The sequence below is a fragment of the Vibrio sp. J383 genome (assembly GCF_023503985.1).
In the GTDB taxonomy this organism is placed as follows: Bacteria; Pseudomonadota; Gammaproteobacteria; order Enterobacterales; family Vibrionaceae; genus Vibrio; species Vibrio splendidus.
In genome coordinates, this window is sequence record NZ_CP097293.1 from 2,078,939 (window position 1) to 2,095,913 (window position 16,975).

General features: G+C 43.0%; 17 protein-coding genes. 6 read left to right on the top strand and 11 right to left on the bottom strand.

Translation table 11 applies throughout. From position 1 onward, the window contains the following. Positions 1-30: 30 nt before the first annotated feature. The 5 genes from M4S28_RS09500 to M4S28_RS09520 all read right to left on the bottom strand — a co-directional run bounded on the left by M4S28_RS09500 (position 31) and on the right by M4S28_RS09520 (position 4,912). Positions 31-855 (bottom strand): phosphate/phosphite/phosphonate ABC transporter substrate-binding protein, encoded by an 825-nt coding sequence (locus tag M4S28_RS09500; RefSeq protein WP_249631698.1) that lies wholly within the window; start codon positions 853-855, stop codon positions 31-33. A 43-nt stretch (positions 856-898) separates the two neighbouring features. Continuing rightward, entirely contained in the window at positions 899-1,588 is a 690-nt protein-coding gene (locus M4S28_RS09505; RefSeq protein ID WP_249631699.1) for a P-loop NTPase family protein, read from the bottom strand. Beyond that, positions 1,588-3,687, bottom strand: a complete 2,100-nt coding sequence (locus M4S28_RS09510; RefSeq protein ID WP_017083651.1) for an SLBB domain-containing protein — start codon at positions 3,685-3,687, stop codon at positions 1,588-1,590. Before M4S28_RS09510 ends, M4S28_RS09505 begins: the two co-directional genes overlap by 1 nt. After that, positions 3,684-4,520, bottom strand: a complete 837-nt coding sequence (locus M4S28_RS09515) for an OmpA family protein (protein WP_249631700.1) — start codon at positions 4,518-4,520, stop codon at positions 3,684-3,686. Before M4S28_RS09515 ends, M4S28_RS09510 begins: the two co-directional genes overlap by 4 nt. Before the next feature lie 62 nt (positions 4,521-4,582). Next, a complete protein-coding gene (locus M4S28_RS09520) occupies positions 4,583-4,912 on the bottom strand; it encodes an STAS domain-containing protein (RefSeq protein ID WP_004733793.1) in 330 nt (109 codons plus the stop codon). Positions 4,913-5,223: 311 nt separating this feature from the next. Here M4S28_RS09520 and M4S28_RS09525 point away from each other — a divergent pair, with 311 nt between their 5' ends. Continuing rightward, the gene (locus M4S28_RS09525) at positions 5,224-6,066 is read left to right on the top strand and encodes a DNA ligase (RefSeq protein ID WP_249631701.1); all 843 of its coding nucleotides are present in this window, start codon (positions 5,224-5,226) and stop codon (positions 6,064-6,066) included. 119 nt (positions 6,067-6,185) lie between these two features. Here M4S28_RS09525 and M4S28_RS09530 read toward each other — a convergent pair whose 3' ends face one another. Continuing rightward, entirely contained in the window at positions 6,186-7,556 is a 1,371-nt protein-coding gene (locus tag M4S28_RS09530; RefSeq protein WP_249631702.1) for an MATE family efflux transporter, read from the bottom strand. A gap of 161 nt (positions 7,557-7,717) precedes the next feature. On the opposite strand from M4S28_RS09530, the gene M4S28_RS09535 reads away from it, so the two are divergent. Further along, the gene (locus tag M4S28_RS09535; RefSeq protein ID WP_029224555.1) at positions 7,718-8,329 is read left to right on the top strand and encodes a riboflavin synthase; all 612 of its coding nucleotides are present in this window, start codon (positions 7,718-7,720) and stop codon (positions 8,327-8,329) included. A gap of 182 nt (positions 8,330-8,511) precedes the next feature. Here the strand turns inward: M4S28_RS09535 and M4S28_RS09540 are convergent, their stop codons facing one another. Next, the gene (locus M4S28_RS09540; protein WP_004733789.1) at positions 8,512-8,715 is read right to left on the bottom strand and encodes a CPXCG motif-containing cysteine-rich protein; all 204 of its coding nucleotides are present in this window, start codon (positions 8,713-8,715) and stop codon (positions 8,512-8,514) included. Positions 8,716-8,790: 75 nt separating this feature from the next. Then, positions 8,791-9,657, bottom strand: a complete 867-nt coding sequence (locus tag M4S28_RS09545) for a fructosamine kinase family protein (RefSeq protein ID WP_004733788.1) — start codon at positions 9,655-9,657, stop codon at positions 8,791-8,793. A gap of 615 nt (positions 9,658-10,272) precedes the next feature. On the opposite strand from M4S28_RS09545, the gene M4S28_RS09550 reads away from it, so the two are divergent. Next, the gene (locus M4S28_RS09550; RefSeq protein WP_004733787.1) at positions 10,273-10,617 is read left to right on the top strand and encodes a DUF3802 family protein; all 345 of its coding nucleotides are present in this window, start codon (positions 10,273-10,275) and stop codon (positions 10,615-10,617) included. Between the two features lie 114 nt (positions 10,618-10,731). Here the strand turns inward: M4S28_RS09550 and M4S28_RS09555 are convergent, their stop codons facing one another. After that, positions 10,732-11,217, bottom strand: coding sequence for a C40 family peptidase (locus M4S28_RS09555; RefSeq protein ID WP_017083653.1), 486 nt, complete (start codon positions 11,215-11,217; stop codon positions 10,732-10,734). Positions 11,218-11,321: 104 nt separating this feature from the next. Between M4S28_RS09555 and M4S28_RS09560 the strand changes: the two genes are divergently transcribed. After that, positions 11,322-13,367: a methyl-accepting chemotaxis protein gene (locus M4S28_RS09560; protein ID WP_249631703.1), complete on the top strand. Its 2,046-nt coding sequence runs from the start codon at positions 11,322-11,324 to the stop codon at positions 13,365-13,367. Between the two features lie 251 nt (positions 13,368-13,618). Here the strand turns inward: M4S28_RS09560 and M4S28_RS09565 are convergent, their stop codons facing one another. Further along, positions 13,619-14,422, bottom strand: a complete 804-nt coding sequence (locus M4S28_RS09565) for a sterol desaturase family protein (RefSeq protein ID WP_249631704.1) — start codon at positions 14,420-14,422, stop codon at positions 13,619-13,621. A 68-nt stretch (positions 14,423-14,490) separates the two neighbouring features. On the opposite strand from M4S28_RS09565, the gene M4S28_RS09570 reads away from it, so the two are divergent. Together M4S28_RS09570 and nagK are read left to right on the top strand one after the other, a co-directional pair. Beyond that, on the top strand, positions 14,491-15,237 hold the full coding sequence (locus M4S28_RS09570; RefSeq protein ID WP_249631705.1) for a tRNA-uridine aminocarboxypropyltransferase: 747 nt from the start codon (positions 14,491-14,493) through the stop codon (positions 15,235-15,237). 163 nt (positions 15,238-15,400) lie between these two features. Next, positions 15,401-16,309: an N-acetylglucosamine kinase gene (gene nagK, locus M4S28_RS09575; RefSeq protein WP_004733781.1), complete on the top strand. Its 909-nt coding sequence runs from the start codon at positions 15,401-15,403 to the stop codon at positions 16,307-16,309. 188 nt (positions 16,310-16,497) lie between these two features. On the opposite strand, the gene M4S28_RS09580 is transcribed toward nagK, so the two are convergent. Continuing rightward, a complete protein-coding gene (locus tag M4S28_RS09580; protein WP_004733780.1) occupies positions 16,498-16,764 on the bottom strand; it encodes a DUF2960 family protein in 267 nt (88 codons plus the stop codon). Between the last annotated feature and the right edge of the window lie 211 nt (positions 16,765-16,975).

The following is a 16,975-nucleotide window of genomic DNA, read 5'->3' on the forward strand; positions in this document are numbered from 1 at the left end:
CGTGAGTCTTTATCCCAAAAGCCGTAACGATTATTCCTTGTTTACTATTATCGTCATTGTGTCTTTCTGCTTAATATTCAGAGCACGAACATCATCCCAGTCAACATCAACCGCAGTTTCAAAGGCTTTAATTCTTAGTGGTGAAAGTAACGTTTTTCCTTCCTCGTCCTGAGCCAATTGGACAAAAGAGGTTTGAATTTTTTGTATTACTTCCGAGTCGACTCTCGGGTGATTGGCGATGGCATGAGGAGTAAAACCTTTGGAGGTGTAGATAGGAATTAGCTGGTCTCTAACTTCTGGGTCTAATGCGTTGAAGGTTCGGATAATACCGCCTCCAGACGGATAAAACCCCTTTGCCACAGAAAGATATACCGAATCATGTGAAGATACATAGTTGGATTCAAAATGAATGTTTCTTTGTTTGAGACCAGCTTGAGTCAGTAAGGTTGCCGCGAACGCTGCAGGCGCGGGGAAGGCAAGGGTAGTATTGTTTAACTGTTCCAAGCTTGTAATACCGCTATCTTTACGTACTACCAATATTCCTTTTAGGCGTTTGTCTTTGGCTTTGACCATCGCACTATAACCAACACTATTATTGAAGGTAACGAAGTGGAATGGGTTCATGTATGCAAAATCGTAGTCACCGTTGGCCAGACGTTGCTCAAACATAGGTATATCTTTGGCGGTTTCAAAGATGATGGTGTGGCCCGTTTCTTGACTTATCTTCGTGAGGATTGGGGTCCACTGCTGTGCAAGTCTACTGGCCGATTGCTGAGGAACAATACCAAATGTGAAAGTGTCTGCATAAGTTAATGTCGGTAGCAAAGCCAACATTAACAAGCTCAAATTTTTCATAAATTCCTTCCTTATGTTGAGGCACCATGCTTTGTAGTGAGGCTTATAGGGTTAAATTGAGAAACTCATTCCTAGATATCGAATTTTTAATCTTCTCTTGCAGTGAACGAGGAAGGAGCTTCAGTTTATTTACTTGTCGTATCAATTCGTTAGCGAAACTTGGTGTGTCTTTCATGTTCATCACACTGCCCATTAGATTGATACTCTGTGCATCAAGCAGCTTTTTCGCTTGTTCTAGGTGGTGAGTTGACGTTTCACCATAGGCGACAACCATCAATGTGCTGTCACAGGCACTCGCAACAGACTGTGCAGGGATATTCCCTTTGTTAATGTTGAGAAGCGGTGAGGTGTCGATGATGACTCTGTCGTATTTCTCTAGCCATTTGTTGACCACTTTTTGTAACGTTGTCGGGTCTTTATAAGCAAGCTGTGTTGATGCCACTTGAGGTGCCGGGACACCAATGAACATCCGGTGAGACTCAACATGTTCTATTAACTGCCCCTGTTGACTGTCTTCTAACATGTTCAAATCTTTGAAAGCGGGGTTGTATAAGTTGAGGTCAACATAAAGCGTAGAATGACCAGCAAGGAGAAAACGTTCTGCTAATGCAGTTGCAACAGAGGTTACCCCGTCACCTGAATGACAGGCAGTCACACAAATCGATTTCTGTCCGTTAAGTTCAGAAGCTAAATACAGTTGTTCGACTTCGGCATGGGTCGCTGAAATTGTCATTATAAAGCTCCTATTAAGACGATCATTGTTGTTAGACGTAATATGTCTTCTAGACCTACACGAGCTTTTTCCATAAAGCTCTCACGGCGATCTGGGATGTAGATAGTGTCACCAGCGCGCAGTACTGGTAGGTTGTAAATATTGGCTGTTTTGCTGAATTCAACAAGGTCGAAGGTACGAGCTTGACCTTGGCAACAAGACATATTGACAATGGTAATTTTCTCTACGTAAGCATTGTCAGTAGGGCCTGCCGCTTCTGCCAATATATCTAGAATCGTCATGTTGTCGTTGAACACATAGCGACCTGGGTTGTTAATCGCACCAAGCACACGAACGGTTTCTTCTTTCGGTGTATCTAACCAGTTTTTACCTTTCTCTGGAATGTAAATGGTGTCACCAGTGGTTACATTTGGCAGTAATGATTCGTCACCGGTTTCAAAGTAGAGCGATAGATTGAGTTTACTTACTTTAGAGTAGGTTTTATCACGATGCGTAACACGAACGTTGTGTATATCGGCATCCTTAGTAGGGCCGTCTGCCGCAGACAAGATATCTAGAAAGTGCATGTCTTTGGTGAAGCGGTAACGACCGGGTGCATTCACTTGTCCAAAGATGTAGATCGAAGCATCAGAGCTTTGACGTACCCATTGAGATTTATTGTCTGAAGGATCTTGTGGTAAGTCGTGGACACGGACGATAGAGCCCGCGCGAATTTGCGGCATCAGATCTCGTGGCGCGCCATTTCTGATGAAATCATCAAGATTAAACACAACCATCTTTCTACCTGTCACAACTTCAATTTTTGAGGTGTCCGCTCTCAACGTAGGACCGCCGACGTGAGCCAATAATCCCATGAAGTTCATTTCATCTGACCATTCAATACGACCAGGTCGGTTGACCTCACCGATAACGTTAACCGCTCTGTCTGGTGCAATCTTCAACCAAGACTTCTCGTTCATGTCGGTTTTCTCTGGAACGAAAATAGCGTCACCGGCTTTAATACTCGGTGGGTTAGAGTTAGGTAGACCTTCTGTGTAAGCTGCTAAATCGAATTTAAGTACTCTGCCATCCGCTTTGATCACACGTATTTGGCGCGATTCTGCAAATCGAGTCGGCCCACCAGCATTCGCAAGGATATCCATGAAGGTGGCGTCTCTTTTTCCTTCAAAAGCGCCGGGAGCGGCAACTTCACCCATGACGTAAACCATGTTGGCGCCGGATTTGATCTCTTCTTCTTGCTTCGGCACAAATATGGTTGCACCTGGGCGTAAGATCGGAAGTAGGCTTTCGTCACCAGAATCTAAATAACGTTTGAGGTTGAACAGTGTAGGCGTGTTGTTTGAAATTACTCGGATTTGCTCAACACTGGCATAACGAGTCACACCGCCCGAGCGCATTAGTACGTCGACAAGATCGGTGCTCTCTTTATAAGTGAATGACCCCGGTGCATTTACCTCGCCAAATACTTTAATTGAATTGCGAGAGTCGGCACTGTCACCAGAGTTAGCAAGCTTGGCAGCATCGAATTCTTGTTCAATATTGCCTACTAATGGCGATGCTGGAACAAAAAGCGAATCCAATGATTGCAGAGTAGGTAGCGTTGATTCGTCACCTGAATCGAGGAAGCGTTTGTAGTTAAACTCTTTCTTGTCCGCGCCTCGCTTAAGAATCAATTTGTCCAGTTGTGCTCCTGGACGTAATCCACCGGCTGCGTAAAGCGCCATTTGGATGCTAGAACCCAATGCCAGTGTGTATTCGCCAGGCTGTTCGACATAACCTTGCACGTAGATAATGATTTGTTGTTCTTTGACGTAGACCGAAGCGTTCGAAAGATCTTTATAAGCGGTTGCCAGTGATTCTAGAACGACTTTGTTAAGCTGCTCACTGTCATAACCGGCAACAAATACGGCGCCAACTTCAGGAAGGGTAATGCGGCCACGTTTATCCACTTGGAACCCTGTGTTCAACGTACTTTCACCGGGTACGTTAACTTGGATAAGGTCACCGACTTGAACCGCGTCTGAAAACTCTTCGCTCGCATTCACGACACTCGTAAAGCTTAACGATAGGGTGATGATAAAAGCGATCAATAATTTCATAATCCACCTCCCATTTTCTCGGCATTTTTAGGGGAGATAATTTCGATACTCACTCGGCGGTTAGTTAAACGCGTACCGTCTGATTCGCCTTCAAAAAGAGGGACAGTTTCACCCACAGACACGGCTTTAATTCGCTGAGCACCTAAGCCAAAAATAGTTAGGTAGCGTTCGACTTGTTTAGCACGTCCAAGTGCTAAGTCATCGTTAAATTTTTCGGTACCCGTAGCATCGGCATGACCCGTAACAACAAGGTCTAGAGATTTATGTTCTTTCAGTAGTATGGTCGCCTCGGCAAGTCGTCCCATGTACTTGGGATTGACTTCGGTAGAGTTTTCCGCGAATTGGTTGTCAACGTTAAGCAGGTCGTACAACTGTTCGATAACCGACAATTGCATTCTAAATTGGTTTTCATTTTTTGGTGGTTCACAGCGGGCTTGTGAGGTCACATAGTCCAGTTGGACTTCAAGTTCGTTTAAGCGTTTTCTTTGAATCACTAGGTCGTTGGCCGCATCTAGAAGCAGGCCACCTTGTAGTTCACGAGCGATACGATTTTGCTTCTCTATCGCTTGCACAACAGCAGCGGGGAAGCACCAACGGGCGCCTTCTTGAATCAAGGCATCAAGATGTAATTTAGCCAGTTGCCAATCAAAACGTAATCCGTGTTCAGGACCAAGAGGTTCGTCTGGCATGACAGGAGAAAAGTCGGCATTTTGGTAATTAATAGAGTCATAACTTTCAGCCAAACCGCCGGTGCCTTGTTCAGGGTAGCTAGTACAGCCACCTAGAACCAAAGCAGACAGAGAAAGGGCTATGTAGTTTTTCAGTATTTTCATGCCAACGTCCTATGTTTTTACTTTTTATTATTATGTTTTGTTACTTCTAGCTTAGTGGATCTTCATGAATTTGTAGGATTTTTTGAATTTACTGGGATAGCGTGGCCAATACGTAGCAAGTTCATAATTTCAAGAGGCTGGCCAGTCACATTTTCAAGTCGCATGTTGCGCTCGCGCTCAGTTAGGCGTTTGAACATGTAAACAATTGCGCCAACACCAGATGAATCTAAAAACTCAACTTGGCTAAAATCAACTTCGATTTCAGGGTGGCCATCATTTGAGATTACATCGTCAATATCGGTCTGAGCATCACGGCTACCTGCTGCATCTAAATCACCGAAGATAGAAAGAGTCAGTGTCGTTGTATTTAAATCAATCTTACGTAGTTCCATAGCGATATCTCCTTTTGAGTATGTATGGACAATTGCACTGAATGTGCCAACTTTTATGCTTATATTTTTCAATAACTTAACTCGAACTCTAATCTCTATCTCATATTGAGAAAGTCGGTTTCTCAATATGAGAACTAAAAATGGGTGAACATTTGAGACCCATAAGTCATTAATTACATGAATGGAATTGAAAGTTAAATAAGGTTGATGTGTGGATCGCATCTTCTAGCAAAGGTTGTCTACCTACGTGTCAGAAGGCTTAGGATTAAAGGCGTTTGTTGACCACTACAGATATCAATACGGAGCAGATGATGAGATTAACTAAATTGGCGATAGCAACTCTATGGGCGTGTTCGCTTTCTTCTCATTCATCCTATTTACCTCCCGACCATTTGGTACTGGCCAATACATACCAACAAGGCATTGATGTTTCTGAATACTGGAAGAGTGAAAAGCTTGATGGGATTCGGGCTCTTTGGGACGGACAACACCTTTATACTCGAAACGGGAATCGCATTTACTCACCGAAGTGGTTTACAAAAAACTTGCCTAAGGTACATCTCGAAGGGGAGTTGTGGGCAGGAAGAGGTCAGTTCCACTTAGTCCAATCTACCGTCCTCGATCATACGCCTAGTGACGTAGCGTGGCGCCAAATAGATTTCATGCTGTTTGATATGCCAGGGGCTGCTGGTGATTATCAAAAGCGCTATTACAACATCTTGCATTGGGTAAGCATGATTAGTGAACCTCATGTCAGCTACATCGAACATGTACCGATTCACAATGAAGAAGCTCTGTTTCATCAACTCGATAATGTCGATGAGAGTAATGGCGAAGGTTTGATGCTTCGTAAGATCACCAGTCGCTATCAAGCCGGTCGAAGTAATGATCTTTTAAAGCTTAAAAGGCATCACGATGCGGAAGCCACGGTTATTGGTTACAAAGGCGGAACAGGGAAGTATAAAGGGATGATGGGTTCGATTTTGGTTCACACAGAAGAGGGTGTGGAATTTTATATTGGAAGCGGGTTCAGTGACCAGATGAGACTCGCACCGCCTGAAATAGGCAGTCAAATTACCTTCCGGTATAACGGCTTTACACAAAACGGAAAGCCTAAGTTTGCGCGCTTTGTTCGAGAAAAGAGTGAATACTAATCTCCTGAGTATAAACTAATCGCCCCTAAATCATTTACAGCCGTAAGCGAAAAGAGCCCTGAAAATCAGAGCTCTTTTTTGTATGTAATAACGGCGATACCGGTTTAGCGAGGACGAATCTAACGAGAGCTAAATTCTAACTGAACATCATCATCTTGTTTATGCATCCAATGCAAACGCATACCAAGCATAATGGCAGCTGATGTTAGGCCGACAATGAAACCAATCCAGAACCCATGTGCGCCCATAGGTTCAACAATCCAATCTTTCATCCCTAAGATGTAGCCGATAGGAAGACCAAGTAACCAATACGCTACGAAGGTAATGTTGAAGATAGAACGTATGTCTTTGTATCCACGCAAAGCGCCTGCGGCAATAACTTGGATTGCATCGGTACATTGATAAACCGCAGCGAACAACAATAATTGCATCGCAACGGTAACTACCGCCGTGTTCTCTGTGTAAAGTAACGAAACCTGCTCTCTAAACAATACTGTTAATGCCGCTGTCATAAAGGCGGTTACCAAACCGACGATGATACCCACGTGTGTTGCGATCTTCGCACCTTCAGTGTTGTTTTCACCAAGCTTATGGCCAACACGAATACTCACGGCGGCACCGATACTCATTGGAATCATAAACACGAGAGAAGAGAAATTAATCGCGACTTGGTGTGCGGCAACAACCAATGAACCTAATGGGGCAACTAATAGGGAAACCACAGCGAACAGCGTGACCTCGAAGAAGATAGCGGCAGCAACTGGAAAACCAAGTCTAAACAAACGAATTTGAGCTTTAAGTTGAGGCTTGTGGAACGTCCCGAAGATGTTGATTTTAGCCAAACGCTTTGATGTTAAAACGTAAGCGAACAGCAGTGCAAACATCACCCAATAGACGATAGCCGTTGCAACGCCACAGCCAACACCACCCAGAGCAGGAGCACCAAGTTTCCCGTATACGAACATCCAGTTTAGCGGGATGTTTAATAGCAAACCGATAAAACCAATCACCATGGCAGGCTTAGTTAAAGACATGCCATCAGTAAAACTTCTCAATGTTTGGAACAGCAAAAACGCAGGGACAGCAAACATCACCGCATTCATATAGCCGATGGTCTTGTCTGCCATGAGTTGCTCAATGTCCATCCATTCCAATATCAGCTGCGTTTGGAATAGTACGCCAATGATTGGAAGAGAAATGACGAGTGCTAAAAACGCACCTTGCTGAATCTCAAATGGAATTTTGACTTGGCGGCCTGAACCGTTCAGTTGTGCAACAACAGGAACCAACGCCATCAATAGACCGACACCAAATAATATTGATGGTAGCCAGATACTTGCTGCAATCGAAACCGCCGCCATATCGATAGCACTTACGCCACCGGCCATCACAGTATCAACAAAACCCATTCCAGTTTGTGCAACAGATGCAATCAAAACTGGGGTCGCAAGTTTGATTAGATTCGAGGATTCTTCTTTGTAACGATGCACAAACAACTCCAAATAAGAGGGAAAATTAGAATAATAGTGTAGGAAAGGACATTCTGAAGGAATCAGAGGCAATGATCTTAAGCTTCCACTGGACGAATCATAAAGAAATGTCACAATAACTGCTATGAAAAACTGTTATTAGAATGCTAAATAGGAATCTTATGTTTACAGGTATCGTTCAAGGCATGGCAACACTGGTTGCTATAAACAAAAAAGAGTTGTTTCAAACTCATACCATTGAGTTAAGTGACGAAATGGTTGAGGGATTAGCAATTGGTGCCTCAGTAGCTCATAACGGTTGTTGCTTAACGGTAACGGAAATTTCAGGCAATCAGATTGCTTTTGATTTAATGCAAGCCACATTGCGATTGACGAACTTGGGCCAACTGAATGTTGGTGACAAAGTGAATGTTGAGCGTGCAGCAAAGTTTGGTGACGAAATTGGCGGACATAGCATGTCTGGCCACATTACTCTTATGGGTAACCTCGTTGATGTGATTAAGACAGAAAATAACCGTACGCTTTGGTTTGAGCTGCCGCAAGAATCAATGAAGTATGTGTTGAGCAAGGGCTACATTGGCGTTGATGGTTGTTCATTGACAATCGGTGAAGTGGAAGAGAACCGTTTCTCTGTTCACCTGATCCCAGAAACGCTGAATCGTACTCTGTTTGGCGGCCGTGAAGTAGGCGATCAAGTAAATATTGAGTTCGACCCTCAAACACAGGCGATTGTTGATACTGTCGAACGCGTATTAGCAAACCAGAAGTCGTAGTGACGGTTTATAAATTGCATTTGCCCCAAAAGCGACACTAAGTAAAAGTCGAAGATATTAAAAAAGAGCACATTAGGTGCTCTTTTTCTATTTTTGTGTATTTGTATTTTTCTAGGCTAGCCTCAAAATCGAGATGTAGCGCTAAATCGAGGTGTAGATCCAACTCGACAAGAGAGTAGGTGTTAGAAGACTTGTTCGTCGTCTGCATCAATCGAGAGGTTAATTCTGTCTCTCACTTCATCTACCTGCATATCGAGGTGAATGGCATTGCAACACGCCGGGCAATCGTCATAAAAATCTTGGCTCCCATTAGAAGCATCGAGCGTTATGCTGATTGCATGCCCACAGTGGGGGCACGAGACATGTTTCTCTGTGTATTTATGCATGGCTAATTCTCCTCACTGTATCTTGTCCAAATCGCAGTAGCTTGTATAGATCGCAATAGCTAGCTGTGATTGGTATTAAACGGCCTGTATCTTCTGAATACATGCTTCAGTTTGTGCTAAATATTCGCCGCCAAATTGATTGCAGTGGTTAAGAAGATGGTACAAGTTGTAAATGTCTTTCCGATCAGTATAGCCAACGTCGAGTGGATTGACGCTCTGATAACCTTCATAAAACTCTTTTGGAAACCCTTCAAACAATTCCGTTAACGCTAAGTCACATTCATGGTCGCCCCAATAACAAGCGGGGTCGTAACAGATTGGCCCAAAGGCTGAATTCGCTACGTTGCCATTCCATAGATCACCATGAAGCAACGAAGGGCGAGGGTTGTGGCCAGCAAGACGCATATTCACGACATCAACGATGTCATCAATATCACCGAATTCAATGCCTTTCTCTTTTAGCAGTTGCAGTTGGAAGCCGATGCGTTGTTCAGAGAAAAAGCGACCCCATTTCTTATGCCAAGGGTTAGGCTGAAGTGTACTACCGATATAATTATCTTGGTCACAACCAAACTCTTTTTGCTCGCCCCATTTATGAAGCTGAGCAAGCTGCACCCCGAAATCAAAGCTGTTATTACCGGTATCAAGCGGCTTAGTTGGCAAGTAATTGAGAATAATGAATGAGCATTCTTTGGTTTTACCAATCAGTACCAACTCAGGCACATAAACGGTGGAAGTTTCTCTTAACAAGCGTAAGTTCTCAGCTTCGATTTCAAACTTAGGTAAAAATTCTCGCTGGTTCACTTTTACGAAGTAGCGTTCATTACCATCGCTGATCATATAGCAATCGTTAATGTCACCACCAGAAACCTTGGTACGTTCAGTAATCTGAAAGTTAAATAGAAGAGTATCTGAAAGTTGTTGAGAAATGGCCTGCCACATAGGAAATCCTCAAAGACTGAAAGTTAAAAAATTGAAGGTTAGAAATACTGTTTGTTAGCCATAGTTTAGGATAAATTTGAGCAATTTATAGACGTACTCGTCAATGTTCTTATCTGTTCTTCACCTTATGTAGAATCAATTGGCTGATTTGTGAACTCGAACTGATTCAAGCTCTTTGAAATACAAACAGAAATTGGCAAGGCAAAGTTATAGAATTGTTTGGAACTGGCCTCACAATCGAAACGGTTTTGGTCGAAACAAACTGGAAAAGTAGTTGGAGCTTGTTATTGTCTACGCATCAACTTAAATGTGCTATTAGAGTAGGTTGAAACGACTATAGTTAACGATAGGGCACGTGACCATCTCAGCTTACTAGCTCTTTACTAACTCTTTAATAGCCGAGTAATGATGACGTGCTGAATCTGCAAGTATCTTGACCAACAGACATCTAGCGACATGTATATATTCAGTCATTGGTTTAATATTTAAGCTGAAACACTAACTAGGATCATTTTAATACGGTTTTTGGTAATAAAGTGATGACAAATCGCTTCATTTACATAGTATTAAGCAAGTACGTATAATCTGCTCTTGAGCTTAAAACGGAGATTTATTGTGGTTGTAGAAACCGATGGCTATTTGGCTCTGATCGAGCACTTATCGTTTAATCTGGACGTCTTTACAAATAGTAATGGCGATACAGGCAATGAGAGTGTTGAAGACATCATCACAGACATGATTTCAACAAACATCATGGCTATTTTTGAGCAAAATCCAGAGTTGCATTCGAGTGTTCGTTTTCAACTTTTGAAAGAAGCCGATGCTGTGGTAGCGGATTTAGGCGAAGTATTAGCGGGTGTATGGGCTAAGAAAGCGACCAACGAGCAAATTGTATTTCTAGATGAATACATCGCGCTAGTGAAGAATCTATTTGATTCTGCTGTCGCTAAATACGACTAACTATTTGTCCATTTCCTCGTTAGTCATTTTTTCACGATGATTATGTTCACGATGATAGGCGTTTACGTCGTAGCTTTAAAAGTGACCTCGTTTAGCGGTTAAGACTTTAAACCGCTATAAACGCCTAAAGTGCCAAAACTTAGAAGCCCAATAAGGGTTATCCAACCTCGATATAATGACACCTTTCGATGTCGAAGCATGTAGGAATTGATTATTCCCTAAATACACACCTACGTGTCTTACCGTCATCGACGTTTTGAAAAATACCAAATCTCCGCTTGTTGCTTGTCCATACGCTATTTCTTTTCCCTTTTTACTCTGATCTTTTGTGGTTCTCGGTAGGGCTTGTTGTGTCGCATTTTGCACGGCAATTTGAACAAAAGCGGAGCAATCTACGCCTCGAAATGATGTCCCACCGAAATGGTATGGCACACCTTTCCACTGTTCATACACGCTCATATAAGCGTTTGTAGTCAATTGTTCTGACTTTGATAAGGGTTTCTGTGCGGTTTGACTAAGCTGAGAAGGCGATGGTGACGAGCTACAAGCAGCCAATGTTGCTAAAGTTATTGTAACTACAGCCATTTTTCTGAATTTCATATGTAACTCTTCTGACAAAAAACTGAAATAAAAACGTCATCAAGGACTTCTAGTATACGAACTAACTTAAGGATATCTCTTTTCGTAGTCAAACTGGATTTCACATGCCCGACACAAATTTATCAATAAAACCCTCACGTTATACATTCTCGCTCATTCAAACCGTCACTGCTGTATTTATTTCCATTCTTTTACTCGTTAGTTTTTTATCAATGGTTAGCATTCGGGGAGTTGAACGGGTCGGGGGACATTTTGACGCACTTTCAGAACAAGCTTTACCCCTTGCTTTACACAACGCCGAATTAACGCAAAGCGTATTAGAGCAAGTGAAACTTCTCACCTATAGCACCCAGTCAACCGACTTAAATGCGCTGAATTCGACAAGGGTTTCAATTGACCAACTCGCAACAGAGAGTAATACCACGCTTGAGGAACTCCTTTTTATCTCCCAATCTTTTCCTGATGCGATCTCTTTAGAGCAACAACAAAACCTTATTGATGATATGGCGCAACTGCAAACCATGACTAATACGGTATTGCTGGCGCAGATTGAGATTCAAAGTAAGCAAAACCTAATCGACAGTAAAATGGGCGAGTTTCGTTATGGTGTTGGCTCAATCGGACCAGAAATGAATCGAATCAGCTCATTCTTGGTTGAAGACAACCCAGAAGCGAGCGATGCAGCGAACCGATTTACATCCAGTGCGTCTGCTATGGCGAACACCTTCTTGATGTTGATGATGCAATCTGACATTGATAAAGCACAAGACGAATACCGTCAATTGAGAAACCGAATCGCAGGCCTTAACTTGGCTTACAGCGATTTTGCCGATTGGCACCCAGACATCGCTGAGTTCGCGAGCTTGACGGCGCCTTACGAGATGGTTAAAGAAGGCTTTACCGAAGAAGGTGTAATCAAACAAATCCTATTGAAGCTCGAACTGGTTCAGCAGCAAGAGCAAAACTTAACGCAAGTCATCACCCTAGCGAATACCGTCATCAGCACACTGAATCAATTGTCTTCTACCGCCTCGCAACTGATTGATGAAAGTGAATTGGTTGTAAATCAAACCATCACCAATATTGATCGTGTGTTGTTTATCAGCGGGCTAGTGATTGCCTTTATTATTGTGATCTCATGGTTCGTGTTACGCCGTTGGATGAATAAAGGGCTTAAAAACATTACTCACCAGTTGAGTTCACTTGCAGATCATGATTTCTCTAAACAAAGTGAACTACTCGGGCCGCTAGAGTTACAGGTTATTACTTCGAAGCTAAATACGGTCGTAGATTCCACCGCGGATTCGGTTCGTTTGGTAACGCGTAATTGTGAAACGCTCTATCAAACCGCTGAAGTAAGTCATGATGCTGCTGAGCAAACCAATTCAAGCTTGAATGAGCAGAACGAATCACTACAGAATATGATCGCCACAATTACAGAACTTGAAGCGTCCATTGGTGAGATTGCTCGTATATCTAACGCATCGAATGACGACGCGCAGATAGCAGAAGACGAATCAGTTAATGGTAGCCAAGTGATCGGCCTAAATCAGAAGCGATTACAAGCACTTGAGCAATCTCTTAGCCTGAATCAAGAATCGATGACGGACTTGGATATTCGCGTTAAACAGATTCGTGAAATGGTTGACGTGATCAGTGGTATTGCTGAAAACACCAATTTACTCGCATTGAATGCCGCAATAGAAGCAGCGCGAGCAGGAGATCAAGGCCGCGGGTTTGCAGTGGTTGCCGATGAAGTACGAAAACTGGCGAGTGGTACCTCCCAGCAAACCACTAATATTCGTAATATGATGAACGAATTGGTGGCGGCGGCTGACCGATCACGCGCTTCTGTAACGGAATCGAGAAGTGAAATGGCCAACGCACTAGAAACCAGTGGCGATGTAAAACAAGCCTTCGAGAAAATCGAATTCGCGGTTAGCCAAATCAAAGGACGTGTTGAGCAAATCATGGTAGCAACCGACCAACAAGCCCGTGCGACTGTCGATGTAACGCATTCTATCACTCGCGTGTCTGAGCAGGGTGAGAACACTAAACTGCAACTTGAATCTATGATCGAGAGTTCAGAGCAAGTTGGTGAGATAGCAGGGCACCAACAAGCTATGCTTCATAAATACGTACTGAAATAAACAAGCTTGACAGTTAAGCTAGTGTGCGCAAGAGTTTAAGCACTAGCAGCACTAGCAGCACTAGCAGCACTAGCAGCACTAGCAGCACTAGCAGCACTTAGTCACTAACTACGCTTATAACTACTATCGATACAGAAACGCTCTTAAATTCTCACAAGAATCTAAGGGCGTTTTGTTTTCGGATTAAGATAACTTTGGTATTAAGCTAAGTTTGGTCTCAATTAAAGCTTGAGCCTCAAATGAATTCAAACCTAGTTTTTCGTCGTCGGGAATTGAGTAAATGGCTGACGTAGCATCAGATCTAACCGTTGTTCTTTACCATCTTGAATCTCTAGAACGCCAATCTGAACGTTATCGTGACCAAGCTTTGGTTGAGCGCGGTAAGTCTTAAACCAGATGTCCCACACAGATAAAAAGAAACCGAAGTTTGAGTGGGTTTCTTTCACGATAACCGAGTGATGAACGCGGTGCATGTCTGGTGTCACAATCACTTTTCTCAACCGCGTATCAATCCACAGCGGTAGACGCCCATTGCTGTGGTTAAACATGGCACTGGCATTCAACACAATTTCGAAGATGACAACAGCGATCACTGGAACACCAAGTGCTATGACAAAGCTCACTTTAATCAGCATTGAAAGAATCATCTCTATTGGATGAAACCGAGTACCGGTTGTGACATCAATATCTAGGTCCGCATGGTGAACTCGATGTAGCTTCCACAACCAAGGAACACGGTGAAACACCAAGTGCTGTAGGTAAATGGCGCAATCTAACAGTAAAACGCAGATCAGAATGGTGAGTTCTTTAGGAAGTGACAGGGTATTGAACAGACCCCATTGGTTTTCTTGTGCAATGACCGCCGCTTGGAATGCTGCGATAGGAATTAGAGTGGCTAATAGAAAGCTGTTCAAAGCAACCAACGCAAAGTTATTCCCCCAACGAAACCATTTGCTTTGAGTCAGTGTTTTACGCGGAAAACGGTATTCCCAAAGCGCACACAATCCAAAAACGACAATAAAACAAACAAGGCGAAGCAGTGATGGGTCTTGCATGGGAATTCCTTCTATCATTCTAAGGACACTGTAAGTACAATCGTGCCACTTTTCTAGAGTTATCGTTATTGTCCATGAGAATCCACGCTTTTCACCGTTTATATCAACATCGTTTGTCCATTGCTACCAAACCGTTTAATGCGCGCGGGTGTAAAGTCGTGCGATGTGAATTCTGCAAAATCAAACAAGACAGCTGTATCTGTGAGCATCAACCTAACGTTGATACGAACGTCGCGACTATGTTGATCTTGTCAGACAACGAAATCTTAAAGCCAAGTAACACTGGTCGTTTGATTGTTGATACCGTTAAAGACAGTTACGCCTACCTTTGGCATCGTACTGAGCCAAATCAAGAGATGTTGGATGTCCTCAAAGATGACAAATACCAACCTGTGATCGTATTCCCTGAAGACTATACCGACGACAAAACGCGCGTAGTTCAAGATCTGCCACAAATGCGTGACCCAAACAAAACACTATTGCTGATTTTCATTGATGGCAGTTGGCGCGAAGCACGACGTATCTTCCGTCGCTCAGAGTATCTGCAAGATTTACCGGTGTTGTCGATTGAACCGGAATCGGTTTCTCAATACATGATGCGTAAGTCAGACAACGAACAACATCTATCAACGGCCGAAGTAGCGAGCTTAGTTTTGAAGCAAGCCGGTGAAGAGCAGGGCGCTAAGACTTTACAGCTATGGTTTGAAGCATTTCGTGAAAGCTACATGTTGAGTAAGACACGTTATAAATCGGATCCAACCAAACCAAGCCTGAATGCTTTCATAGAGCATAATAAAAGTGAGACGTCACTCTAACCTTTAACCGCTTTGTGCTGACTTGTTGTTCAAACAGATTCGAACACGAGATAAGTTTGTTATCTATCACGGTTTGTAGGGGGAGTGTTATGGATAATGCTTCCTAGTTGTTTAATTTAAAAATTTTATTTGCCCGAATTTAGGGAAAAATTGGAGAGATTTCATGTATTACGGCTTTGATGTTGGCGGCACAAAAATTGAGTTTGGTGCGTTCAATGAAAAACTTGAGCGAGTAGCAACCGAACGCGTACCAACGCCTACTGAAGATTATCAACTGCTACTTGATACGATTGCCGGTTTGGTAAAAAAATACGATAGCGAATTCTCTTGCGAAGGCAAAATTGGCCTTGGTCTTCCTGGTATGGAAGATGCGGACGACGGCACCATGCTTGTTGTTAACGTACCGGCTTCAACAGGTAAGCCATTACGCAAAGACTTAGAAGCGCTGATTGGTCGTAGTGTTAAAATCGAGAACGATGCGAACTGTTTTGCGCTGTCTGAAGCGTGGGATGATGAATTGAAAGATGAACCATCAGTAGCGGGCCTAATTTTAGGTACTGGTTTTGGTGGTGGTTTGGTTTTTGATGGCAAAGTATTCTCAGGACGTAACCACGTTGCTGGCGAGCTCGGCCATATGCGTCTTCCTATTGATGCATGGTTCCACCTTGGCGACAACGCACCGTTACTAGGCTGTGGTTGTGGCAAGAAAGGTTGTTTAGATAGCTACCTTTCTGGTCGCGGCTTTGAACTGATTTATGAGCACTACTTCGGTGAGAAAAAGAAAGCGATTGAAATCATCCAAGCGTACAACGAAGGCGAAGCAAAAGCAGCTGAGCACGTTGACCGTTTCATGGAGCTATTGGCTATCTGTTTCGCAAACCTATTTACTGCACTTGACCCGCATGTTGTAGCACTGGGTGGTGGACTTTCAAACTTTGAACTTATCTACGAAGAGATGCCAAAGCGTGTTCCTAAATACCTATTGTCTGTAGCGAAATGTCCAAAAATCATCAAAGCGAAGCACGGTGATTCAGGCGGCGTTCGTGGTGCTGCATTCCTTAACATTAAGTAATCGTCACTTACCGTTAAGCTAATTAAGGTTAGATAGTTAAAAGCATAAATAAAAATGCCGCAATCTCTAAAGAGGTTGCGGCATTTTTTATTGTTCGGTGTTTTCGTTTCTTTAGCTCTTAACTTCTTAGCTCTCAAGTGCAAACGAAAAGCTAGAAACTACAGATCGAGAAAAAGAAGCCAGAGGGCTTACTTCTTCTTTTTACCAACACCAAGGTTGTCTTTTTGCTTCAACGTAAGCTTAGTGAAGCCAAGCTTACGGAAATAGTTATCTTGGTAGTTACGAACCGCTTTAGTATCAGAAATAAACTCAAGCTGTTGCTCAGTTTTTAGGTACTCAGTGATGTCGATACCTTCGGCTGCAGCGACAGCTTCTTGGATCGTGCGGTGTTCTTGTTTCGAAAACAGTAACTCTTTGTCTTCGTCTTTGTAAGTGTACAGAATGGTACGAGCCATGGTGCTCTCCAATAGAATTATTACTTTGCGCGCACTCTACATAAAAACAGTACGTGGCTCAAGGTTATGATAAAAAATCTTAAGATTATCGTTCTAAACGTTTGGCGTCATTTAAGCTTTTGTCTTTAAGGAAACGAACAGGTTGTCTTTCACAAAAGAAAGCCCCTGAACATCGAAAGCTCGATAGAAGGGGCTTCATCTATTCATGACA